This window comes from Pelovirga sp. C15f, assembly GCF_057178085.1.
Map to the genome: position 1 here is coordinate 214,097 of NZ_JBXUCV010000001.1, position 22,767 is coordinate 236,863.

Here is a 22,767-nt window from a genome sequence, read left to right on the forward strand (position 1 = left end):
TTATGAATTGGAGCCATCCATGATTCATCCCACTGCCATCATCGCCCCGGGAGCAAAGCTCCATCAAAGTGTTACCGTCGGTCCTTATTCGATTATTGGTGAGCACGTCTGCATTGGTGAAGGAACAACGGTCGCTGCGCATGTAGTTATCGAAGGACGAACCGAGATCGGATGTTCTAACCAGATTTTTCAGTTTGCATCGATTGGTGCTGTCCCCCAGGACCTGAAATTCAAAGGCGAGGAATCTACCCTGAAGATTGGTGACCGCAACCGCATCAGGGAATTTACTACCATCCATCTGGGCACAGAGGATGGCGGCAGCGTGACCACTATCGGCAACGACTGTCTGTTGATGGCCTATTCCCATGTGGCTCATGATTGTGTCGTTGGCAACCACGTGATCCTGGCTAATGCCGCAACCTTGGCCGGCCATGTGCAGGTTGATGATTATGCTATTCTCGGCGGGCTTTCTGCTGTTCATCAATTCACCCGGGTAGGCTGCCACGTGATGGCCAGCGGGGGGTCAATGATTGCCCAGGATGTGGCGCCATTCTCAATTGTTCAAGGTGACCGGGCAAAAACCGTAGGGCTTAATACGACCGGCCTCAAGCGTCGCGGCTACAGTGATGACGCCCTGGTAACCATCAAGAAGCTTTACAAACTGGTTTTTCGCTCCAGTCTGAAACTGGAAGAGGCAATTAAAACTATCGAAACTGAGTTTGATCTGAATGCTTCTGAGGTTGCTGTTTATCTGGACTTTCTGAAATCGAGTGAGCGTGGCCTGGCCCGTTAAATGATCCATTTTTTTTAAAACAGAAGTTGTGAGAACTGGTTTCAGGTTCTTGCCTTCTGTTTTTTTGTTGGATGTAAGCGTTGCATACCCAATCAGACAAAAAACGCGTCATGATTGTCGCCGGAGAATCTTCCGGAGATCTCCATGGCGGCAACTTGCTCAAATCCGCCGCATCTGGATATCCTGATATCAGTTTTTTTGGGGTTGGGGGACGCCGTATGGGGGCAAATGGCTGTGACATCCTGATTCCCTCAGAGGAACTTTCAGTGATGGGAGTGACTGAAGTCTTGAGTCGCTTACCGGGCATTATTGAGCGCTTTCGTCGTTTAGCGGCGATCCTGAAATCAGCCCAGCCGCCTGATCTGTTGGTGCTGATCGATTTCCCTGACTTTAACCTGCGTCTGGCCAAGGTGGCAAAGCAAGTAGGGGTGCCGGTTCTTTACTACATCAGCCCCAAGGTCTGGGCCTGGCGATCGGGGCGGGCGCGCATCATTGCTGAGCGTGTGGATTGTCTGGCGCTGATTTTCCCTTTTGAGCCGGAAATTTACGCGCCCTTTAATGTCCGTGCCGAGTATGTCGGAAATCCGCTGCTGGATGAATTTGCCGCACGTCCCCAGGGGGCGCACGTCAGAGAGCAGTTGCAATTGTCTGCCGATGTGAAGGTTATCGGTATTTTTCCAGGTAGCCGTCAGGGTGAACTCAACTATATTTTCGCTACCTTGTTGGCGACCGCAAAAAAACTGTATGAGGAAGATCCGCGCATTGTATTTATTGTGCCGGTCGCGCCTTCATTGCAGCGTAGCGAACTGGAAAACCGTATTAAGGATCTTGGAGTTCTGTTGCCGATCTATCTGGTTGAAGAAGATATTTATGCGGTTGCCGCTGCCTGTCAGGCGGTGATGACCGTGTCGGGTACGGTGACCTTGCAACTGGCCCTGGCTGGTACGCCCATGGCGATTGTTTATAAGGTTGCGCCTTTGAGCTATGCCATTGGCCGCAGATTGATCAAGATACCATTCGCCGGCCTGCCCAATATTATTGCCGGGCGTGAAATTGTCCGTGAATTTATACAGGGTGACGCGCAGCCAGAAGCGCTGAAAACAGAACTGTTACGGTTACTGAATGATGCTGCCTACAGAAAACAGGTTCAAGATGATCTGATCCATGTGCAGAAACAACTCGGTGGGCCGGGTTGTTCCCGGCGGGTTGCCGATATGGTTGCTGACATGGTTGGTTTGAAGCACAGAAGGGGTGCGTAAGGGCATGGAAAAAGCAAGAAACATCTATTCCAGGATTGTTTCCTATGCGGCACCCTACAAATGGGTCATCGCCCTGTCGATGCTGGCCTCCCTGGGGGTGGCCGGCACCAATGCGCTGATTGCCTACATCGTCAAGCCATTTGTCGATGACCTCCTGATTGCCGGCGACATGGGTATGGCGCAGATCCTCCCATTTCTGGTGGTGGGGATTACGGTCCTTAAGGGCCTATCGGAATATGTCCAGGAATATTGTATCCGGATTGCCGGGCAGCGGGCCATTCAGGATATCCGCAACCAGGTTTTCGATCACACTATGCAGCTTTCTATGCGTTACTATGTTACCAGATCCTCGGGCAATCTGATGTCGCGCATACTTAATGATATTAGTCTCATGCAGTCGGTCTTTGGTGAAGTTCTGGTGACCCTGCTGCGTGAGTCTGTAACCTTTGTCGTGTTGATTGGTTATGCCCTTTATCTCGACTGGAAAATGACCATCGTCGCTTTTTTGGTTATTCCGGCTGTCGTCCTGCCGGCAGCAGCGATCGGTAAGCAGATCAAGAAGTATTCGCGCCGCGGCCAGGCTGCCATGGGGGATCTGACTGCGGCCCTGGAACAGAGTTTTTCCGGTATCAAGGTGGTAAAGGCCTTTGGCTGCGAGAAACAGGAAACCAGTAGGTTTGCGCGTGTAAATGCCGGCTATTTTTCTTTTATCCGCAAAACTATTCGCTATTCAGCTGCGACCTCACCTCTGCTTGAAATTCTGTCCTCCGTCGGGGTTGCATTCATTCTCTGGTATGGTTTGAACCGGGTCATGACGGGTGTAATTACCCAGGGGGAAATGGTCTCGCTGTTAACGGCTATTATCCTGCTCTACAAGCCGCTCAAAAAACTTGCCAAAGTGAATAATGAAATACAAAAGGCGACCGGGGCGGCGGAGCGGGTGTTTGAAGTGCTCGATAGCGTTCCGGAGGTTGTTGATGCCCCGGATGCGGTTGATTTGGTTGGATGCCGGGGGCACGTGACTTTTGACAGGGTGACGTTCGCCTACGAAGAAGAACCGGTGCTTGCTGATTTCTCTGTTTCTGCGGCACCGGGTGAGGTGATTGCCCTGGTTGGTCCCAGTGGTGCCGGCAAAAGTACCTTTATTGGTCTGCTCAATCGTTACTACGATCCACAGCAGGGCAGCGTGCTGATTGATGGCAGGGATCTGCGCACCCTGACCCAGAAAAGCCTGCATCAGCATCTGGCCCTGGTTGATCAGGAAACCTTTCTATTCAATGATACCCTGGCCAACAATATCCGTTATGGTTCTCCTGATGTCGATATGGATATGGTGAAAGAAGCGGCCAGGAAGGCCTATGCTACTGACTTTATAGATGAACTTCCCGAGGGCTATGATACCATGATCGGTGATCGCGGCGTCCGGCTTTCCGGTGGGCAACGTCAGCGTATCTGCATAGCCCGGGCGATTTTGCGGGCAGCACCGATTCTGCTTCTTGACGAAGCAACCAGCGCCCTTGATACTGAAAGTGAGGCCATGGTTCAGCAGGCCCTAACCAACCTGATGAAGAATCGTACCACCTTTGTGATCGCTCATCGCCTGTCAACGATAATGTATGCAGACCGGATTCTCGTTCTTGAGCGTGGCCGCATCGTTGAAGAGGGAACGCATCAGGAACTTCTGGGCTACAATGGACTCTATGCGCGGCTTTATGAAGCACAATTCAGGAAATGATTCGGATGAAAATCAAGGATAGACTCCTTTTAGCCCTTGTCCCCTGGTTGGGGGCCAAACTGATTCGTTTTATCTTCCTGACTCAGAAAGTTATGATCTATGGTGAGGAGCCGTTGCGGACAGAGTGGAATTCAGGACGGCATCTGATTATCTCTTTTTGGCATGATCAGCTCCTGTTAATGATTAAGGGCTATCGTGGACCGGGCATCAAAAACCTTATCAGTCCTTCCATGGATGGTGAGTTACTCGCCCGCACAATGGAATATTTTGGACAGGGTGCTGTTCGCGGTTCATCCTCTCGGGGAGGACGGCAGGCTTTTCGCGAGATGATCGCCTTGACCGCTGAGAACGTTGATCTGGTTGTAACCCCGGATGGACCCAAAGGGCCAAGGCACCAACTCAAGGATGGCGTGGTCCAGCTGGCACGCATCAGTGGCCGTCCCGTTGTCCCGCTGGCGTATGTCTGCAGCAGGGGTTATCGTTTTCGCTCCTGGGATCGTTTTCTTTTGCCTTATCCCTTTGCGCGTGGGGTTTATCGCTACGGTTCACCGCTGTTTTTTTCGCGCGACCAACCGCTGGAAGAATGCCGTCGTCGCTTGCAACTGGCGATGGAAGAAAACCAGCAACGGGCTGAGGCCTATTTGGAGTCTTACGGTGTTTCTGCTGTATAACCTGTTTCTATTTATCTCAGGTCTGGTGCTCGTACCCTATTACTTGCTTCGCGGCTTTCGCTATGGGAAAAGTCGGCGTGGTATTCGCGAGCGCCTGGGTTACTACACCGCTGAACAATTACAACGATTGCGGGATAACCAGGTCATCTGGATTCATGCTGTCTCCGTTGGTGAAACCCGTGCCGCCATGCCTTTAATCAGCGCCCTGCGGCAACGCTATCCCGAGCATCTGATTCTGGTAACCAACGTCACTGAAACCGGCCATGCTGTCGCCCTCGAAAACTCAGAGGTTGATCTGTGTCTATTTTTCCCCTTTGACTTCAGTTGGGTCGTGCGTAAGTCGCTGGAACTGATTCGACCACAGATTATTCTGATTGTTGAAACCGAGATCTGGCCTAATTTTGTGCGCCAGGCCAATACTCTGGCTATCCCCTTGATGCTGGTCAATGGCCGTTTGTCAGATCGGTCGTTTCCGCGTTATCGCATGATTCGTTTTTTGCTGCGCCCGATTTTGCAGTGCTTCAACTTCTTCTGCATGCAGTCCCAGGTTGATGCCGAGCGGATTACTGCTCTGGGTGCAGCGTCAGAGCGGGTCGAAAATTGTGGCAATCTCAAGTTTGATCATCAGGTTCTGAATCTGTCCGCAGAAGACATTGCAGACGTAAAAGCCCGCTACCGTATCCCTGAAAAAACCCTTGTGCTGGTTGCCGGCAGCACGCATGAAGGGGAAGAGCGGCAACTGCTCGAAGCCTACCAGGCCGTGGGTATGGCTATCCCGCAACCCTTGTTGCTGGTGCTGGTGCCGCGCCACCCTGAGCGCCGTCGTGATCTTCAATCGTTGCTTAAGGAGATGGGAATTCGAGGGCGCTTGCGCAGCGAATTTTCCGACGCCGATGCCTTGTTCACAGCGGGAGAAGTGCTGATTGGCGATACCCTTGGTGAGGTTTTACCTTTATACAGCGCTGCCGACCTGGTTTTTGTCGGGGGCAGTCTTGTGCCGGTCGGCGGCCATAATCTCCTGGAGGCCGCGCTGGCATCAAAACCGGTGGTGTTTGGACCCCATGTCCATAATTTCAAGGAAATTTCCGCCAAACTGATTCATGCCGGAGCCGGGATCAAGGTCGAAGACGCAGAACAGCTGATTCAGGTATTGGTCACCATGCTGGGCGATCCTGCGCGCTGCCGTGCCATGGGTGAAGCGGGGCGCGCCCTGATTGCCGAGAATATCGGGGCAACAGAACGCACCCTGCATCATGTTGAACGGATCGTCAAAAAGTGAATGAAGCGCTTGTTCGTTGGCATCGACAAATCAGCAGTAACCAAAAAAAGCCCTGGCGGTTAAAATTGTTGCAACTGTTGCTGATCCCGCCGAGCTGGTGCTATGGCTTGATTGGACAGCTGCGTAACTGGGGGTTCGATCGACAGATATTACAATGTTACCGGTCGTCTTTGCCGATCATATCGGTTGGTAATCTTGCTGCCGGTGGTACCGGTAAAACTCCGACGGTGGATTGGCTGATTAAGGGTTTAAGCGCTATGGGTAAAAAACCGGCGATTGTCAGCCGGGGCTATGGCGGCTGTTATCGCCAGCGGGCCGCGCTTGTCTCTGATGGACGACAACTGCTGATGACCGCCGACCAATGTGGCGATGAGCCATTGCTGCTAGCTCGCAGAAACCCGACCTGCCCTCTGGTTGTCGCGCGTCGGCGTGCAGATGGTGCGCGTTATATTGAAGCCAAGATATCTGCCGATGTGATAGTTCTCGATGATGGATTCCAACATCGACAGTTGGCCCGAGATGTTGATCTGGTGCTTCTGGACGCACAAGACCCTTTTGGTAATGGTTGGACCCTGCCTGCCGGCAAACTGCGGGAAACTAAGGGTGCGCTGAAACGGGCTGATGTTATACTGTTAACTCGGGCAACTGAAGCTTCCACCTTGCCAATGAGCGGGGTGACATCCTACTATAGTCATCACCGCTTATCGGAGAAGGCGACGCGTCTGGATGGGAGTTGCTGTGATGTCAGAGAAATGAATAGCAAGAAGGTTTTTGCTTTTGCCGGTCTTGCCGATAATCAACAATTTTTTCAGGCCCTCGGCACCCTGGGTATCCTCCCGGCCGGAACCATGTCATTGCCGGATCATGTTGACTATACTACCGAACTTCGACAGATTATTGCGGCCGGGGCAACTGGCTGCGACCTGTTGCTGACCACAGAAAAAGACGCTGTCAAACTGGCGGGCAATATGTTTGAATTGCCATGCTATTATATTGGTCTTGATCTTGATATTGTTAATGGACAGGAGTTGCTGCGGTTAATCAGTAACATGCTGTGGAGGTAAAAAGTGCCAATTTCTGATTCACTGCTTCATCTTCTCGTTTGCCCTCAATGCCATCAGACCCTGGAGACCGGTCAGAACCTGGATGTACTGAGCTGTATCTCCTGTTCATTAGAGTATCCTGTACGTGATGGTATTCCAATTATGCTGGTTGATGAGGCCGGGCCTCATTCGGATCAGAAACAGTAATTCCATGGTGAATGAGAACTCCCTGCCACGCGCGTTGATTTTAAGCGATGGCAAACCGGGACACCGTAACCAGGCCATAGCGTTGGCCCGTCATTTGAGTTTGCCCTTTGATACGGTCGAAGTCCACTTTCGCCAGCGCCTCTCTAAAGTTATTTCATACCCGTTGGATCATTTGCATCTCTATTGTTCTGGACTTTTTTCCCTGTCGTCATCAGTTGATGCAGTTTATTGTCTCCTGATTGCCGCTGGTTCTGAATCCTACTACGCCGCTAAGACGATAGGCAAGGCTCGTGATATTCCTGTTGTGGCGGTGATGTTGCCAAAGGGATACCGTTATGGTGATTTTGAACTGATTGTCGCTCAGAATCATGATCACCCTCCGCAACGGGATAATATTCTGACGTTGCCGATCAACTTGTCCTATGTTGATCCACAAGGACATATTACCCGACAACCGGGACAACATTATGTGGCATTTATCATTGGTGGAGATAGTCCCCATGGTGTATTGGATACGCGGCAACTGATAATCCAGATCGAGAGAATCATGGCCGAATTACCCGGGCATAAATTCTGGTTGACGACATCGCGCCGAACGTCGAAAGAGCTTGAGAACTCCCTCAAAAATATGCCATTCGATCACGCAATATATTATTCAGAAAGTCCGGTAAATCCGATCGCGGATTTCTTGAAATTCAGTGATTATGTGTTTATTACAGCCGACTCGACCTCAATGATTAGCGAAGCCGTGAGTTATGGTGAGGCAAAGGTTGAAGTTCTTCCTTTACATCGTAGCAATTCCTCTAACACTAAGGCAGATAAATTGATTTCGACTCTGGCAGAACACTCATGTCTGCACATTTACGATGGACAAGTGGGTAAGGCGAACGCAAAGATTGATATCGGAGATTTTATAAGTAAAGCTGCGTTAAAGTGTGGATTGAGAGCTGCCTGATGAAAGTATTGCAAGTGACGGCAGCCCTTGAACAGGGGGGCGTTGAACGCGGCACTGTTGAAATGGCCGCTTATATAGTTGTCCAGGGTGACCAGAGCTATGTTGCTTCTCAGGGCGGCCGCATGGTTGCAGACCTGGTTAACCAGGGATCAAAGCATGTACAGTTGCCGTTGACACGAAGAAATCCGCTCTTCATCCTATACTGTGCCTTCATGCTCGTCAGGTTGATCCGTCAAGAAGGAATCGATCTGGTTCATGCCCGTTCCAGAGCTCCCGCCTGGGCGGCTTTTATCGCTACGCGCATGACAAAGACAAAATTCATTACCACGTTCCATGGAACGCATCGTATTCAAAATCGCTTTAAAAAATTCTACAACAGCTCAATGGTACGTGGTGAACGGGTTATTGCGATCAGTCAGTTTATAAAAAAACACATAATGGATAATTATGGTGTTCCTGAGGAGCAGATTGACGTTGCTCCACGTGGATTTAACCCAAGGATATTCGATAGCAGACGGATTCCCCCTGAGCGCCTCAAATTGCTGAAATCGGAGTTTTCTTTACAGGAAAACATCCCGGTGATAAATCTTCCTGGCCGATTGACTCGCTGGAAAGGACAAGAATTATTTTTACGTGCCCTGGTTGAAATTAAAGACCTGTCCTGGCAGGCAATTCTGATCGGAAGTGCAACAAAAAAAAGCCAATATGTCGAGCAATTAAAGGAAATTGTTCGAACTGAAGGCCTGACCGACAGGGTTACTTTTGTCGGCAACCGAACCGATATTGAATCTTTCTATGCCCTTTCTGATATAGTTGTCTCTGCTTCACTGGAACCTGAGGCTTTTGGCCGGATCGCAGTAGAAGCTCAAGCCATGGGAGTGCCTGTCGTTGCGTCAGCCCACGGAGGTTCCTTGGAAACGATTCGAGACGGTCAGAGCGGGTGGCTGTTTACGCCGGGCGATGTTAAAGATCTGGCAGCCAAGCTTAGAGTCGCTTTAAAGTCACCTGGTTTAACAGAAATGGGTAAAGCCGCACAACAATTTACATGGGAAAGATATACTGTAGATAAAATGTGTGCAGCAGAATGGCGAACGTATCAAGCTGTGCTTGATCATTAGGTTTTTTTTGTAAAACTGACCGTTTTTGTTGTCCAGATATTATTGAATTGAACGGGTAATAAACAATGCGCGTGCTACATATTGCTTATCAGCAGTTAAGACGTTATGGCAAAACCCGGGTTAGCTGGGCACAAAAGTTGACCCATGGCCTGATTAAAAATGATCATTTTGTGCAGCTGTTCAGTGATCGGGACATTGCGGCCTTCGAAGCTCCGCTGGGCCTTAGAGATTTAGGTGTCGGCAAGGCGAACAAAAGGCTGCTGGAAACAGTTGAGGCCTTTGATCCTGATCTGGTGATCGCCGGCCACTGCGATATTATCAAGAACGAGACATTAACCCGGATACGACAGGTAAAGCCTGGTGTGATCATTGTCCACTGCAACAATGATCCGTTGTTTGTTCCTGAAAATATCGAAAAAATTAAGCATCGGACCCAGGTCGTTGACGCAATTTTTGTATCGACCGGAAGGCGGGAACTGACTATTTTTGAAGGGCTGGGATCCCGCATTTATCATATGCCCAACCCGGTCGACCCGGCTGTGGAAAATCTGGACAATTCCCACAAGACCGATCTGCCGATTGACCTGCTTTTCTGCAGTAACAGTAATGAACACACACAACGCCTGGAAATGGTCAGGGGATTAAAAGAGGCCCTGGCCGCTGAGCTGGCCTTCAAAACCTTCGGCAGTTTTGGCGACCCACCTGTCTGGGGGCGTGACTATGACCGGGCGTTAGCCCAGACAAAAATGGGTCTGAACCTGAATCGGCAGGAAGGGCATTATTGGTATTCTTCAGCGCGCATGGCGCAACTGGCCGGGAATGGAATTTTGCAGTTCACCCATAGTGGACCACGTTTCGATGAATTGCTGCCGGCGGAGACGATTGCCTATTTTACCGATAGCGATGATTTGCTGGCGAAAATCAGAGAGTTTCAGCATGACGATGAGAAACGGCAGAGCTGGGCAGCTGCAGCCAGAAGCTTTTTCCATGCGGAAATTAATAACAAATTATATGCCCAGTATATTTTGGAAGCTTCACTGCAGATGCCTTTCTCCCATGACTATGTCTGGGCTCGGGATATCCGTCTTGATGGTAGCATGATATGAGTCTGCTTTTGTCCCAGCTCAAACCCTTCGCTCAAGGCGGAAACAGACTTTGTTATGTTCACCCTGAAGATTCGACATTGTGCGTTAAGGTCAGGCGCCCCGACTTTACTTTGGCAGACCGTCGCCGGAAAAAGGGCTTTCTCAAGAAATTTAGACCTTTGTCGTCGTTTGACGACAACCTTGAGGAGTTCAAGGTAATGGGTGAATTGCAAAGACATTATGCCGAAACCATTTTTCAACATATCAGCCGTTGTTACGGTTTTGTTGAAACCGACATGGGGAAGGGGCTGGTGTCGGAATTGATCAAAAACACAGATGACCGGATTTCCCAAACTTTAAAAAAATACATTTGGGAATCTGGTGTTACTGATTCTTTAAAAACGGCGATAGAGCTTTTATTGGAGGTCTGGAAACGCGAGCTTGTCCCGTCGCGGGACCTTCTTCTGCATAATATTGTTGTTCAGCAGGATTCTGAAAAGATCATTCGTCTGGTTGTTATAGACGGGTTGGGGAATACCGGATTGATACCACTGCGTTATTTGCCAAGATCCTGGCAATTGCAAAAAATCGAACGGAAAATAGTAAATTTCTATGAACGAATAGAGCTATTATTGAATCAACGCGGAGAAGTTGAATTCCCCGGCTATCATGGAGAATTACTGCATGATGGCGTCTCTGATGTTTCTCAGGAAATTCGATGATCAAAGTCGCCCAAGTTTTAGCCGGAGCTGCCCAGGGAGGGGCTGAAAACTTTTTTGTCCGCCTGGTTGCAGGTCTCCATGCTGACGGACAGCTTCAGCAAAAGGCGTTTATTCGTAACCACGAGCAGCGCATAGGCACCTTAAAAAAACAAAATGTTGATGTGGAGGGCTTTCGTTTCGGGGGTATCGTGAATTTTTTGGATCGCCGCAGATACCTCAAGGCCCTCGACGAATTTAGCCCTGACATTGTCATGACATGGATGAATCGTGCCAGTGGCCTTACCCCGAGGGGCCCCTATAAACTGGTCTGTCGTTTGGGGCATTATTATAATCTCAAGTACTATCGTCATGCAGACTACTGGATCGGTATTTCCAAAGGGATATGTAGTCATCTTATTCAGGGTGGAATGCCTGCAGATCGTGTATTTCATATTCCAAACTTTGCTGATGAGACCGAAGTTACACCTTTACCACGCGACAGTTTTGATACGCCGGCAAGTGCACCGTTGTTGTTAGCCGCTGGTCGTCTGCACGTCAATAAGGGTTTTGATATTCTTTTGCAGGCGATGACATCAATCCCGGATGTCATTTTATGGCTGGCCGGAGGGGGGCCTGAAGAAAAAAATCTGAAGAAGCTCTGTCACGACCTTGGGCTTGACGAAAGAGTCCGTTTCCTCGGTTGGCGCGATGATGTTACAGCATTGATGAGAACCGCTGATGTTTTTATCTGCCCATCACGACATGAAGGGTTGGGGTCAATTGTTATGGAATCCTGGGCTCATCATTGTCCAATTGTTGCGACCGCTTCACAGGGGCCTGGAGAAGTTATAACAGACGGTGAAACCGGCCTGCTGGTTCCCGTTGATGATGTTTTTTTGCTCTCCAGGTCGATAAAAGCAGTGCTGGCCAACAGCGCAATGAAAGATAAAATAGTCGCCGCTGCTTTTGACCGCTATCAACACTTTTACAGCAAGCAGATCATTATTTCGCAATATAACCGGTTCTATGCAGACATTGCAGAAAAAGCACGACATTAAAAAGGATTTGATATGGCATTATTCCCCTGCTGGATTATTACCTTAAATCCTGAACATGATCACGTTGTTTATCTTTTAAAGCAGCTTCGCGACTGGGGATTTGATCCGGAATTGTTTCCAGGTGTTGATGGTCGTAAGCAGATGCCTTCCCTTTTACCCGATGAGCAAGTCGCTCAGGAGATTACCCGAAGTCGCCATTTATGTGAATTGACAAGCTCAGAAGTTGGCGGCTATCTGTCTCATTTGCGTGCGATCAAGAAAGCTCATTCTCAAGGATTTGAAAGGGTCTGTATTCTTGAAGACGATGTCGGATTAGAGCCCTCCTTTGAATCCGTAGTAAAAGAAGTGTTCGGTTTGCCGGAAAAAGTCGAGATGGTTCGGCTGATGGCTTTGAAGGTTAGAAAAAGGAAGGTTGTACAATACTTCTCAAGCGGACAACACCAACTTGTTCGCCCGGAGCGTGGCTGGTGTGGTGGCCAGGGGTATGTGTTAAATCGTCGGGGGATGGAAAAAATCATCAAAGCGGGTTCTTTGATATTTGAACCGATCGATAAATTTTATGATCATTTCTGGGAGTACGATCTTCGGTTGTACGGGGTTGAACCACATCTGATCTGGGAGATGTCACGTCCATCGAACATCTTAAAGTCTAATGTTGCCCGGTCCCGGGTTTCCTGGTGGTTGTACTGGATGCACCCATTAAATAAGCTATGGCGAAGTTTGAAACGGCATGCTTATCTAATTCAACATAAATCCGAGTTTTATCCGGCAGAGCTGCCACAAGAAAAACCTGGAAAAACTAAGCGCATGAAATTTTAGCAGAAATGGCTATCGATGAATATTCTGATGCTAAGTAATGAGTTTCCTCCAAGTATAGGTGGGATACAAACGCACGTTGAAGAATTATCTTTGGCATTGGCTCGACTTGGGCATCAGGTTGATGTTGTCACCCGTCTTAAAGATAAAAAAAATGTCCAGTATGAAGAATGTGAAGGGGTCAATATCCATCGAATTCCACTTGCTGCCAATCATCTTGTTTACGACTGGCAAATTTCAAGAAAGATACGTTCGCTGATGAATATCAGGGCGGTGGATATAGTTCATGTTCATGGAATGCGCCCTTTAGCCGCCTGCAAAAATTTAAACCTGCCGGTTGTTTTTACGAACCACACTTCTTCATTTCTTAAGCGCGTTGATCTTGGTCCAACTAAGCAAAAAAAAATGTTGAAATTGCTGCGAACTGCTTCTTTAGTGATCGCTCCAAGCCAGATACTGGTTGATAAGACCATTGAAATTGGATACAGAAAACCTGTTCATTTCGTGTCAAATGGGGTGGATGTTGATAAATTTTCTCCAGGGAAATCTTCACTTAGAAAGAATCTTGGTTTATTAGAAACAGATTTCATCATTTTATTTTCAGGTCGGTTGCATAAGGTAAAAGGTATCGATTGTCTCGCTGAGGCGACAAAATATATAGAGCTGCCATGTTTGCACCTTGTTGTGGCTGGGGATGGTCATGAGCGTGAAAATTTAAAAAAAATCGTAACACAGAATATTGGTTCAGCTCATCTTCATATGCTTGGAGCCGTTCCCAACTCAGAGATGCCGGATATCTATCGCGGCTCTAATGTGGCGGTTCTTCCTTCTAAGATGGAAGCAACAAGTATTGCCGGACTCGAGGCGATGGCATGTGGGTTACCCCTTATTGCCAGTAGAGTTGGCGGCCTTCCTTATATCATTGATGAAGGAATTAGTGGATTGTTGATTGAACCCGGCGCTCCACGGGAATTGGGGCTTGCCATAAAGGCATTGTACGAAGACCATGCAAGAACGCAAAAGATGGGCGAGAAGAGTCGGCAGAGGGCGGTTGAAATATTCTCGTGGGAGAAGGTCGCTCTGAAAACCATAGATTTTTACCGTGACCTGTTGGCTACGCATTGAAGTGCTTCAGTCTTCTCCAGAAGGCCTCCTTGATAATAATATGTTAATGTCAAGACTCTCTTTTCTTAGGTTTGGATTAATATTAAGACCTTTGTGTCTTAAAAATAATTTAGTTAACCCTCCACTTTGGCTGCTCTACTTAACTACTGTCGCTCTATTTTTTTTCTCCGTATTCGGGATGATTAACGATCCGGTTAGCACATATTCTCTGCGATTAGTTGGTCTTGGTGGATTTGTTATCTGGTTTTTTTATGGCGCACACCTTAGAAAATCCCTGTTAACTTGTCTTCTCGGGGTAGCAATACTTATCCCGCTTGTTTCTTGGGGGGTGACTTATATCGATTACCCTCTGCTGGCAGAGTCTTCACCAAAGATACATCGTTTGACAAACTGGTTTCTGTTTATTCCAATTGCGGTCATTTTTGGGGGACAGACAAAAAATGTTATGATCACTTTTTTGTTGGTCCTTTGTGGAGCCCTTAGTGCTAGCTTTGTGACGGGATCAGGTTGTCAGGACTGGGTTTTGGGCTTTAAAGGTATAAGAACAGATTTCGGTCTGCATAATGCCCAACATGCAGCTTTATTGTATGGGACATGCCTTCTCGGTTTAGTGTCTTTCGCCGGAAGATTTATCGGGACGAAGAATCGTTGGCGTTTGATTAGATTCGTCATCTGGCTTGCGGCATTGTTGTTATGTAGTTTTGCGGTTATTTTTTCTCAAAGTCGAGGGATCTGGCTCGGGTTGATAGGGGCAAGTGCGCTTTATATTCCTTTTGCTCTATTTTACAGCCAACTAAGAAAACAAAATTCAAAACTTTTTTGGTTGATTTTAGTTCTTTGTGTTTTGACAGGTTTTTCTCTTGTCTGGTCACTTGATTCTATGAATTCAATTGTTACCAATCGGCTAGCTACGGAGAGTGGGAACTTTCAACGTTTTTTTTCGGATGATAAAAGTGGACTGGAATCAACCAGTATAGGAGTTCGTTTGATTTCCTGGTCCACCGCCTGGCCATGGATTAAGGAGAGTCCACTTATTGGATGGGGTGGCGAAGGTCGGCAACTTGTTATGGAAGACTCCGGAATCCCAAGAGATTATGGTCATTTGCACAGTAGTTATCTTGATCTGCTGGTCAGCTACGGTCTGTCAGGAGGTTTGTTGTTTTTCTTCTTAATCTGGTGGCTGCTGAAGAAATCATTACAGGTTTGGAAAGAGGGGGGGGGGCCGAACGATCTTCTATTATTTTTCTGGCTTTTTATGATCTTCTGGTTGATCGTCAATTTTTTTGAATCATATATGTTTTTTTCGAGTGGTATCTACATCTTCAATATTGTCTGTGGAGCAATTTTGACCCATATCTGGCAACACGATTGTCATCATAATAAGGTTGATTTCCGATTCACAAAGTAAGTATTGATTGACAGGACAAGCGCCGGAAACGATAACAATGCTGTTTTAGATAAATTTTTTTAAGTTTCGTTCTCTTCGCCCTTTTGTTGCGTTTTTCCTCCCCGATTTACTTGTTTTATGGTTCTGCCTGCCCTCATAACATAAGTAACCAGGCAATAAATGGACAGGGGCTCTACTTGTATGAGGAAGGTCCATGAAAAAAAAATCCAAACAACGCCCGGTTGTGGGTGTTTTGTTTCAGGCCGCCATGCATTTCTTTTCCTGGCTACCTTTAAAGTGGAGTCACAGTTGTGGTGTCCTTTTAGGGGAGCTGTTATGGCTGATTCCTAATCCCCTTAAAAATATCAGTTCAGAGAATATTACCATTGCCTTTCCGCAAATGTCGGTACAACAACGTAAGCAATTGCTTAAAGAAAGCCTGAAAGAACTGGGTAAGAGTTTCTGTGAGTTGGGACCCCTCTGGTGTTGGCCGCGTGAGAAACTATTGCCCCTTGTTCATGATGATGGAGGGGTTGATACGATAAGTGAGGCATTGAAACGAGGCAGAGGAGTTATCGTTTTATCTCCACATCTAGGCGCCTGGGAGCTGATCGGCTGGTATTGGTCGCTCCATTTTCCTATTACCAGCCTTTATCGCCCGCCGCGGGTCAGATCGATGGCTGATTTCATGCGAAAGGCGCGTGAGCGTGAAGGAGCTAATCTGGTGCCGACGGACGTCAGTGGCATAAAAGCCCTGTTCAGAGCACTGAAGAACAATGAGGTTGTGGGTATCCTGCCCGATCAGGATCCGGGTAAAAGAGGCGGGGTGTTGGTACCATTTTTCAGTCATCCAGCCAACACGATCACCCTGATATCGAAACTGATCCAGAAAACCGCTGCGCCGGTGTTCTTCACCTTTGCTGAAAGACTGCCACACGGAGCGGGTTTTAAGATTCATGTGATCGAAGCTGGTAAGGGGCTCGACGCAAGCGATGAGCAGGAGGCCGCCGGAATATTGAACCAGCAGATTGAACAATGTGTTCAGTTGGTGCCGGTACAGTATCTGTGGTCTTACGGGCGCTATCGCAAGGTAAAAAAACACTTGAAAAGGCAGCAACTGCAGTAATTTCTCATCAGCGAAAAAAAATATTCCATGTTTTAGTCGAAAATGCTAACGTTCCAACGTTGCGGAGGGGGGTCTTCCTGTGGCATCCAATCATTTTTTCAATTCAGGAGAGCTATCATGGTCAACGTAAAAAAGGTGTTTGTTGTTTGCCTGGTTGTATTTACTCTGTGTGTTTTCGGCCAGCCGGCGTTCAGTCTGGAAAAAATCAATATCAACACGGCGAGTGTAGAACAATTAACTCAATTAAATGGTGTCGGTCTGGCTACGGCACAAAAGATTGTTGATTATCGACAAGAAAAAAAATTCAGCAGTATTGATGAACTGACTAATGTGAAAGGGGTTGGAGAGAAGACCCTGACGAAGTTTCGTGATCAACTGACGGTTGAAGACAAGTAAGTCTCTACAACCGATTATCCGGCCACTCACGCAACGCTGACGGGTGGGGGTATTGCCCCCTCCCGTTTTTTTTTACGGAGATAACAAATGAAGGTTCTGGTGACCGGTGCTGCTGGTTTTATTGGTTTCCACCTTTGTCAAAGGCTTCTCAAACGTGGTGATGAGGTCGTTGGGCTTGACAACCTCAACGATTATTACGATGTGAATCTCAAGTATGCCCGCCTGGCACAGATTGAGAACCATTCCAATTTCCGACTGGTCAAAATCGATCTGGCCGACCGTGAAGGCATTGCCGATCTGTTTCGCGCCGAGGGTTTTGACCGGGTTGTCAATCTCGCGGCCCAGGCCGGGGTGCGGTATTCCCTGATCAATCCCTACGCCTACATCGACAGTAATCTGCAGGGGTTTATCAATATCCTTGAGGGGTGCCGTCACGCCAACGTGGAGCATCTGGTGTACGCCTCGTCTTCTTCGGTCTATGGCGCCAACACCAGCATGCCTTTTTCAGTGCATGACAACGTCGATCACCCCTTGTCCCTCTACGCGGCCAGTAAAAAAGCTAATGAGTTGATGGCCCATACCTACAGCCACCTCTATGGACTGCCGACTACGGGACTGCGTTTTTTTACCGTCTACGGCCCTTGGGGGCGCCCTGACATGGCTCTGTTTCTATTTGCCCGGGCGCTTCTGGCAGGTGAGCCGATTGATGTTTATAACTACGGCAAGATGCGGCGCGATTTTACTTACATCGATGATATTGTCGAGGGGGTTGTGCGTACCCTGGATCATACCGCAACCGCCAATGCCAACTGGGACGGTGCAACCCCTGATCCGGGTACCAGCGCGGCAGCCTACCGACTTTATAATATCGGCAACAATAACCCCGTAGAGCTGATGTATCTGATCGAGGTACTGGAGGAAAAACTGGGAGTTACAGCGCAGAAAAATATGCTCCCTATCCAGCCCGGTGACGTACCGGCGACCTATGCCGATGTTGATGCTTTAAGCGCCGCTGTCGGTTTCAAGCCGGCAACGCCAATCGAGGTTGGCGTAGAGCGTTTTGTTGCCTGGTATCGGGAATTTTATAAGAAATAAAAGATGGCGTCGCAAAAACTCACCAACTGCTGCGTTGCTGCAATTGTCTCACTGCTTCGACGTACGTAAGTACGCCTCATTGCTCAACAATGGCGCGCCTTGCATTCGGCGCTTTTTGCTTAGCCATCCAACTTGATGCTTTTTTGCGAAAGCATCATGAAAGCGCTTGACTTTTTCTGTTGTGATTTGTTAAAAGGACGCCTCGGTTGTTGCAGGCACGTAGCTCAGTGGGAGAGCACTACCTTGACACGGTAGGGGTCGGCGGTTCAATCCCGCCCGTGCCTACCAGCGACTGCAGCGAGACAATTCCAACCGAGTCAAGGCATCTAACCGATGCCTTTTTTGTTTTGGAGATAATGCTGATGGCCGCTATACAGATAGAACTTCCAGATGGATCGATCAAGGATGTTGAAGCTGGCGCGACACCTTACGATATTGCCCTGTCAATCAGTGAAGGGCTGGCACGCCAAACCCTCGCAGCACGTTTTAATGGTGTCCTGATTGACACCACCCGTGCCCTGGATGAATCCGGAAAGCTACTGCTCATCACCCTCAACTCTCCGGAAGCTTTGGAGATGATTCGCCACTCTTGTGCGCACCTGATGGCACAAGCAGTCAAGGAACTATATGGTAACGAGGTGCAGGTTACCATCGGACCGGCGATCAAGGATGGTTTCTACTACGATTTTTACAGCGAAACCAAAAAGTTTGTTCCCGAAGATTTTCCCGTCATCGAAGCCAAGATGGAAGAACTGGCAAGAGCTGACATGGCCGTTGAACGTAAGGTGATGAATCGTGACGAGGCAATCGCCATGTTTCGCTCCATGGGTGAGAACTACAAGGTTGAACTGATTGAAGATCTTGAGCAGGACACCCTTTCATTGTACCAGCAGGGTAGTTTTATCGATTTGTGTCGCGGACCACACGTGCCGCGTACCGGAGTTTTTAAGGCCTTCAAGTTGACCAGCCTGGCTGGTGCCTATTGGCGTGGCGACGAAAAGAAGGCGATGCTCCAGCGCATTTATGCGACTGCGTTTTTGAATAAAAAAGATCTAAAAAAGCATCTGGAGCGGCTTGAAGAGGCGCGTAAGCGTGATCATCGCAAGCTGGGACGTGAGCTCGATCTGTTCTCTTTCAGTGATGAGATTGGTGCAGGGATGGTTCTCTGGCATCCCAAAGGGGCGCTGTTGCGAATGCTGATAGAGGATTTTGAGCGTAAGGAGCACCTTAAGCGCGGTTACGATATTGTTGTCGGTCCGCAGCTGCTGAAAACCGAGTTGTGGAAAACGTCCGGCCATTACGACAACTATCGGGAAAATATGTATTTCACCGAGGTTGACGAACAGGGCTACGGTATCAAGCCGATGAACTGTTTGGCCCACATGCTCATTTACAAATCAAAACCACGCTCCTATCGTAACCTCCCGGTTCGTTATTTTGAGCTGGGGACTGTCCATCGTCACGAAAAGTCCGGCGTATTACACGGTCTGTTGCGGGTCCGAGGTTTTACCCAGGATGATGCCCATATCATTTGTCGTCCCGATCAGATTGACGCGGAAGTCAAAGGTGTCATGTCTTTTGTCCGGGATGTCGCCGGTATTTTTGGTTTTGATTACACCATGGAGCTGTCAACCCGTCCGGAAAAGTCGATCGGCAGTGATGCTGACTGGGAACTGGCAACCGGCGCTTTAAGAAATGCTCTGGATGATGTTGGTGAACCCTATGAGGTCAATGAAGGTGATGGTGCTTTTTACGGGCCAAAGATTGATGTAAAGCTCAAGGACGCGCTTGACAGGGAGTGGCAGTGTGCTACAATCCAGTGCGATTTTACCCTGCCGGAACGTTTTGATCTGACCTACACAGGACAGGATGGAGAAAAACACCGCCCGGTCATGCTTCACCGGGTGATTGTTGGTTCCATCGAGCGGTTCATTGGTGTTCTCATTGAACATTATGCTGGTAGTTTCCCTCTCTGGTTATCTCCGGTACAAGCCATCGTGCTGAACGTGACGGATCGTCAGGCAGAGTACGCCCAGCAGGTTTTTGAGCAGTTGCGCGCTGCTGGTGTACGGGTTGAGCTTGATCTGCGTAACGAAAAACTGGGCTTTAAAATTCGTGAAGCACAGGTAGCAAAGATTCCCTACATGCTGGTTATTGGCGATCGGGAAATGGAAGAGCAGACGGTGGCACCGCGCTTCCGTGATGGCAGTACCTTGGATTCGTTAAGTGCGGCGGATTTTGCTGCATTTGTTGCGGCAGAGGCCGCAGCATATAAATAGTTAGCGCTGAGCAAGAGGCCCGTAGCGGGTCTTTTATGTGTGAAAAAGTGCCTTAGCTTGCCAAGAATAGGAGACATGTCATAGCCAAAGAAGCGAACATCAACGAAGACATCAGGGCTCGCCAGGTGCGTGTTATTGATGATGAGGGCGGCCAGTTGGGAGTTCTTGATATTGACCGGGCGTTGGAGTTGTCGCGGGAGCAAGGCCTGGATCTGGTTGAAGTTTCACCACAGGCTGAGCCTCCAGTGTGCCGGATCATGGATTATGGCAAATACAAATACCAGCAGGCCAAGCGTTCATCGGAAGCGAAGAAAAAGCAAGTCAAGTTCGAAATAAAAGAAGTTAAGATGCGTCCAAAAACCGACGAGCATGATTTCCTCTTTAAAATGAAACATGCCCGCCGCTTTCTTGACGAAGGTAATAAGGTCAAATTGACTATCATGTTTCGCGGACGCGAAAATGCCCACCCTGAGCAGGGAATGATGCAGCTTAATAAAGCTGTTGAAGCGTTAAAAGATATTGGCCAGGTTGAAGCCCAACCAAGCAAGATGGGGCGCTTCATGACCATGATGATCGGTCCACTTAAAAAATGATTGCGTCGCAAAAACTCACCAACTGCGGCGTTACTGCCATCGTTTCACTGCTTCGACGTACGTAAGTACGTCTCACTGCTCGACAATGGCGGGCCTTGCATTTGGCGTTTTTTGCTTAGCTATCCCAACTATTGCTTTCTGCGAAAGCATTTTTAAAAGTCTGTGGCTGTGTACAGTCACATCGGTAACAGGAGAGAACCATGCCAAAGATTAAAACAAATCGCGGTGCCGCCAAGCGTTTCCGTAAAACCGGTACCGGCAAGATTCGTCGCAACAAGGCTTATACCAGCCACATCCTTACCTCAAAAACGACGAAGCGTAAGCGCAACCTGCGCCAGGGAAGTACGGTGAATAAGGCCGATGAGAGAAATATCGGTCAACTGATTCCTTACCTGTAGCATGTAAAAAAGATGTAACTGCCCGAAGCAGTTACGGCAGTGAACTGTGGGGACGATCTCCCCCTGCAGATCCGGCCACGGCAGATGCCGAAACCACCATTTAAGTGAAGGAGCAAGTGAGATGGCAAGAGTAAAAAGAGGTTTCAAAGCCAGACGTCGTCGTAACAAGATTCTTAAACTGGCAAAAGGGTACCGTGGTGCCCGGAGTAAATTGTTTCGCTCAGCAACCGAGGCAGTTGATCGTGCCTTAAATTATGCGTTTCGTGACCGACGTGTAAAAAAGCGCGATTTCCGTGCCCTGTGGATTGCTCGCATTAATGCCGCTGCGCGTGAAAATGGGTTGTCTTACAGTCGTTTGATCCATGGCTTAAAGCAGGCCGAAATAGGTCTTGATCGCAAAATTATGGCCGATCTTGCTGTTAATGATCCTGCGGCTTTCAGCGTTATTGCCGAAACGGCCAAAGCCCGTCTGCAGTAAATAGATAGGTGTTCATTTCCGGGAGACCGAGTGCCAGGCTCTGTCTCCCTTTTTTTTTGCAAGCTGTTTTTTCTCGTTTTCCCTGTAAAAGTCAAGATCTGAACTAAACCACCGGTACGCGGTAGCTCGAGATACGGACAACGTCATGATAGAACGTATACAGCAACTTCAGCACGATTCTTTGGCAGCGTTGCAAGCTGCTGCATCACTGAAAGATCTTCAGGCAATCAGAATCCAGGTTCTCGGCAAAAAAGGGAGCCTGACCGATATCATGAAGGGGATGCGTGACCTTTCTGCGGAGGAACGTCCGGCGATTGGAAGTCTTGTTAATACCTTCAAGGATGCTTTTGAAGAGGCGTATGCACAACGCCAGATTCATCTTGATGAACTTGAAATTTCGACCCGACTCAATCGAGAAACAATCGATGTGACTCTGCCCGGACGTAAAAACCCTTGCGGCAGTCTGCATCCGGTGTCCCTGGTAACCGACGATATCGTTGATATTTTTTCCCGCCTGGGCTTTTCGGTAGAGGAGGGCCCCGAGATTGAGAAGGATTTCTACAATTTTGAAGCTCTCAATATTCCCAAGGATCATCCCGCCAGGGATATGCAGGACACCTTTTACATCAATGATGATCTGGTACTGCGAACCCATACTTCACCGGTACAGATCCGTACCATGCTGAAGCAGCCGCCTCCTATCCGCATTATTGCCCCAGGGACCGTTTATCGGCGCGATTCCGACCTGACCCACAGCCCGATGTTTCATCAGATTGAGGGGTTTCTGGTCGATGAGCGGGTAACCTTTGGCGACCTGAAAGGGATTTTGACCCATTTTCTCAATGAATATTTTGGCGCCGGGCTGCAGGTGCGTTTCCGCCCTTCTTTCTTCCCGTTTACTGAGCCCAGCGCCGAGGTCGATATCGCCTGTGTTATCTGTGGCGGAAGCGGTTGTCGAGTGTGTGGTGGCACCGGCTGGTTGGAGATTCTTGGCTGCGGAATGATTGATCCGGAAGTTTTTGCCGCGGTCAACTATGACGCAACACATTACAGCGGATTTGCCTTTGGCATGGGTCTTGAGCGGATTGCCATGTTGAAGTATGGAGTCAGTGATCTGCGCCTGTTCTTTGAAAACGATATACGCTTCTTAAAGCAGTTCAGTTAAGCGCA

Annotated in this window: 23 protein-coding genes and 1 tRNA gene; all 24 read left to right on the plus strand. The window is 48.6% G+C overall.

The window, feature by feature from the left end; genetic code table 11:
* The first annotated feature begins 19 nt into the window (after positions 1-19).
* The 24 genes from lpxA (at position 20) to pheS (ending at position 22,762) form a co-directional block, all read left to right on the plus strand.
* Positions 20-793, plus strand: coding sequence for an acyl-ACP--UDP-N-acetylglucosamine O-acyltransferase (gene lpxA / locus AC1931_RS01030; protein ID WP_483875371.1), 774 nt, complete (start codon positions 20-22; stop codon positions 791-793).
* Positions 794-873: 80 nt separating this feature from the next.
* A complete protein-coding gene (gene lpxB, locus AC1931_RS01035) occupies positions 874-2,052 on the plus strand; it encodes a lipid-A-disaccharide synthase (RefSeq protein WP_483875372.1) in 1,179 nt (392 codons plus the stop codon).
* A gap of 4 nt (positions 2,053-2,056) precedes the next feature.
* Positions 2,057-3,787, plus strand: coding sequence for a lipid A export permease/ATP-binding protein MsbA (msbA, locus tag AC1931_RS01040; protein WP_483875373.1), 1,731 nt, complete (start codon positions 2,057-2,059; stop codon positions 3,785-3,787).
* Between the two features lie 5 nt (positions 3,788-3,792).
* A complete protein-coding gene (locus tag AC1931_RS01045; protein WP_483875374.1) occupies positions 3,793-4,458 on the plus strand; it encodes a lysophospholipid acyltransferase family protein in 666 nt (221 codons plus the stop codon).
* Entirely contained in the window at positions 4,442-5,737 is a 1,296-nt protein-coding gene (locus AC1931_RS01050) for a 3-deoxy-D-manno-octulosonic acid transferase (RefSeq protein WP_483875375.1), read from the plus strand. The genes AC1931_RS01045 and AC1931_RS01050 overlap by 17 nt, the downstream gene beginning before the upstream one ends.
* On the plus strand, positions 5,734-6,801 hold the full coding sequence (lpxK, locus tag AC1931_RS01055) for a tetraacyldisaccharide 4'-kinase (protein WP_483875376.1): 1,068 nt from the start codon (positions 5,734-5,736) through the stop codon (positions 6,799-6,801). The genes AC1931_RS01050 and lpxK overlap by 4 nt, the downstream gene beginning before the upstream one ends.
* A gap of 3 nt (positions 6,802-6,804) precedes the next feature.
* Entirely contained in the window at positions 6,805-6,987 is a 183-nt protein-coding gene (locus tag AC1931_RS01060; RefSeq protein WP_483875377.1) for a Trm112 family protein, read from the plus strand.
* Between the two features lie 4 nt (positions 6,988-6,991).
* Entirely contained in the window at positions 6,992-7,942 is a 951-nt protein-coding gene (locus AC1931_RS01065; RefSeq protein ID WP_483875378.1) for an ELM1/GtrOC1 family putative glycosyltransferase, read from the plus strand.
* Entirely contained in the window at positions 7,942-9,060 is a 1,119-nt protein-coding gene (locus AC1931_RS01070; RefSeq protein ID WP_483875379.1) for a glycosyltransferase family 4 protein, read from the plus strand. The genes AC1931_RS01065 and AC1931_RS01070 overlap by 1 nt, the downstream gene beginning before the upstream one ends.
* 65 nt (positions 9,061-9,125) lie before the next feature.
* On the plus strand, positions 9,126-10,166 hold the full coding sequence (locus AC1931_RS01075; protein WP_483875380.1) for a glycosyltransferase family protein: 1,041 nt from the start codon (positions 9,126-9,128) through the stop codon (positions 10,164-10,166).
* Positions 10,163-10,867 (plus strand): YrbL family protein, encoded by a 705-nt coding sequence (locus tag AC1931_RS01080; RefSeq protein ID WP_483875381.1) that lies wholly within the window; start codon positions 10,163-10,165, stop codon positions 10,865-10,867. Before AC1931_RS01075 ends, AC1931_RS01080 begins: the two co-directional genes overlap by 4 nt.
* Positions 10,864-11,904, plus strand: coding sequence for a glycosyltransferase (locus tag AC1931_RS01085; protein WP_483875382.1), 1,041 nt, complete (start codon positions 10,864-10,866; stop codon positions 11,902-11,904). Before AC1931_RS01080 ends, AC1931_RS01085 begins: the two co-directional genes overlap by 4 nt.
* A 12-nt stretch (positions 11,905-11,916) precedes the next feature.
* Entirely contained in the window at positions 11,917-12,723 is an 807-nt protein-coding gene (locus tag AC1931_RS01090; protein ID WP_483875383.1) for a glycosyltransferase family 25 protein, read from the plus strand.
* 15 nt (positions 12,724-12,738) lie between these two features.
* Positions 12,739-13,845 carry a glycosyltransferase family 4 protein gene (locus AC1931_RS01095; RefSeq protein WP_483875384.1) on the plus strand — a complete coding sequence of 369 codons (1,107 nt, stop codon included), beginning with the start codon at positions 12,739-12,741 and terminating at the stop codon, positions 13,843-13,845.
* Positions 13,823-15,253, plus strand: coding sequence for an O-antigen ligase family protein (locus tag AC1931_RS01100; RefSeq protein WP_483875385.1), 1,431 nt, complete (start codon positions 13,823-13,825; stop codon positions 15,251-15,253). The genes AC1931_RS01095 and AC1931_RS01100 overlap by 23 nt, the downstream gene beginning before the upstream one ends.
* Positions 15,254-15,446: 193 nt before the next feature.
* A complete protein-coding gene (locus AC1931_RS01105) occupies positions 15,447-16,358 on the plus strand; it encodes a lysophospholipid acyltransferase family protein (RefSeq protein ID WP_483875386.1) in 912 nt (303 codons plus the stop codon).
* 117 nt (positions 16,359-16,475) lie between these two features.
* Positions 16,476-16,754, plus strand: coding sequence for a ComEA family DNA-binding protein (locus AC1931_RS01110; protein WP_483875387.1), 279 nt, complete (start codon positions 16,476-16,478; stop codon positions 16,752-16,754).
* A gap of 87 nt (positions 16,755-16,841) precedes the next feature.
* A complete protein-coding gene (locus tag AC1931_RS01115; protein ID WP_483875388.1) occupies positions 16,842-17,849 on the plus strand; it encodes an NAD-dependent epimerase in 1,008 nt (335 codons plus the stop codon).
* Between the two features lie 213 nt (positions 17,850-18,062).
* Positions 18,063-18,137: transfer RNA gene (locus AC1931_RS01120), tRNA-Val, on the plus strand.
* A 74-nt stretch (positions 18,138-18,211) separates the two neighbouring features.
* Positions 18,212-20,128 carry a threonine--tRNA ligase gene (gene thrS, locus AC1931_RS01125; protein WP_483875389.1) on the plus strand — a complete coding sequence of 639 codons (1,917 nt, stop codon included), beginning with the start codon at positions 18,212-18,214 and terminating at the stop codon, positions 20,126-20,128.
* An 80-nt stretch (positions 20,129-20,208) separates the two neighbouring features.
* Entirely contained in the window at positions 20,209-20,721 is a 513-nt protein-coding gene (gene infC / locus AC1931_RS01130; RefSeq protein WP_483876151.1) for a translation initiation factor IF-3, read from the plus strand.
* A gap of 200 nt (positions 20,722-20,921) precedes the next feature.
* Complete coding sequence (gene rpmI, locus AC1931_RS01135; RefSeq protein ID WP_483875390.1) at positions 20,922-21,119, plus strand: 50S ribosomal protein L35; 198 nt, start codon at positions 20,922-20,924, stop codon at positions 21,117-21,119.
* A 121-nt stretch (positions 21,120-21,240) separates the two neighbouring features.
* Positions 21,241-21,597 carry a 50S ribosomal protein L20 gene (gene rplT / locus AC1931_RS01140; RefSeq protein WP_483875391.1) on the plus strand — a complete coding sequence of 119 codons (357 nt, stop codon included), beginning with the start codon at positions 21,241-21,243 and terminating at the stop codon, positions 21,595-21,597.
* 145 nt (positions 21,598-21,742) lie between these two features.
* Positions 21,743-22,762, plus strand: a complete 1,020-nt coding sequence (pheS, locus tag AC1931_RS01145) for a phenylalanine--tRNA ligase subunit alpha (protein ID WP_483875392.1) — start codon at positions 21,743-21,745, stop codon at positions 22,760-22,762.
* Positions 22,763-22,767: the final 5 nt, after the last annotated feature.

What these genes read in the sequence shown, in the direction of transcription:
- lpxA (WP_483875371.1), top strand. Translation starts at nt 20, where the DNA reads ATGATTCATCCCACTGCCATCATCGCCCCGGGAGCAAAGCTCCATCAA.
- msbA (WP_483875373.1), top strand. Translation starts at nt 2,057, where the DNA reads ATGGAAAAAGCAAGAAACATCTATTCCAGGATTGTTTCCTATGCGGCA.
- AC1931_RS01045 (WP_483875374.1), top strand. Translation starts at nt 3,793, where the DNA reads ATGAAAATCAAGGATAGACTCCTTTTAGCCCTTGTCCCCTGGTTGGGG.
- AC1931_RS01065 (WP_483875378.1), top strand. Translation starts at nt 6,992, where the DNA reads ATGGTGAATGAGAACTCCCTGCCACGCGCGTTGATTTTAAGCGATGGC.
- AC1931_RS01070 (WP_483875379.1), top strand. Translation starts at nt 7,942, where the DNA reads ATGAAAGTATTGCAAGTGACGGCAGCCCTTGAACAGGGGGGCGTTGAA.
- AC1931_RS01075 (WP_483875380.1), top strand. Translation starts at nt 9,126, where the DNA reads ATGCGCGTGCTACATATTGCTTATCAGCAGTTAAGACGTTATGGCAAA.
- AC1931_RS01080 (WP_483875381.1), top strand. Translation starts at nt 10,163, where the DNA reads ATGAGTCTGCTTTTGTCCCAGCTCAAACCCTTCGCTCAAGGCGGAAAC.
- AC1931_RS01085 (WP_483875382.1), top strand. Translation starts at nt 10,864, where the DNA reads ATGATCAAAGTCGCCCAAGTTTTAGCCGGAGCTGCCCAGGGAGGGGCT.
- AC1931_RS01090 (WP_483875383.1), top strand. Translation starts at nt 11,917, where the DNA reads ATGGCATTATTCCCCTGCTGGATTATTACCTTAAATCCTGAACATGAT.
- AC1931_RS01095 (WP_483875384.1), top strand. Translation starts at nt 12,739, where the DNA reads ATGAATATTCTGATGCTAAGTAATGAGTTTCCTCCAAGTATAGGTGGG.
- AC1931_RS01105 (WP_483875386.1), top strand. Translation starts at nt 15,447, where the DNA reads ATGAAAAAAAAATCCAAACAACGCCCGGTTGTGGGTGTTTTGTTTCAG.
- AC1931_RS01110 (WP_483875387.1), top strand. Translation starts at nt 16,476, where the DNA reads ATGGTCAACGTAAAAAAGGTGTTTGTTGTTTGCCTGGTTGTATTTACT.
- AC1931_RS01115 (WP_483875388.1), top strand. Translation starts at nt 16,842, where the DNA reads ATGAAGGTTCTGGTGACCGGTGCTGCTGGTTTTATTGGTTTCCACCTT.
- thrS (WP_483875389.1), top strand. Translation starts at nt 18,212, where the DNA reads ATGGCCGCTATACAGATAGAACTTCCAGATGGATCGATCAAGGATGTT.
- rpmI (WP_483875390.1), top strand. Translation starts at nt 20,922, where the DNA reads ATGCCAAAGATTAAAACAAATCGCGGTGCCGCCAAGCGTTTCCGTAAA.
- rplT (WP_483875391.1), top strand. Translation starts at nt 21,241, where the DNA reads ATGGCAAGAGTAAAAAGAGGTTTCAAAGCCAGACGTCGTCGTAACAAG.
- pheS (WP_483875392.1), top strand. Translation starts at nt 21,743, where the DNA reads ATGATAGAACGTATACAGCAACTTCAGCACGATTCTTTGGCAGCGTTG.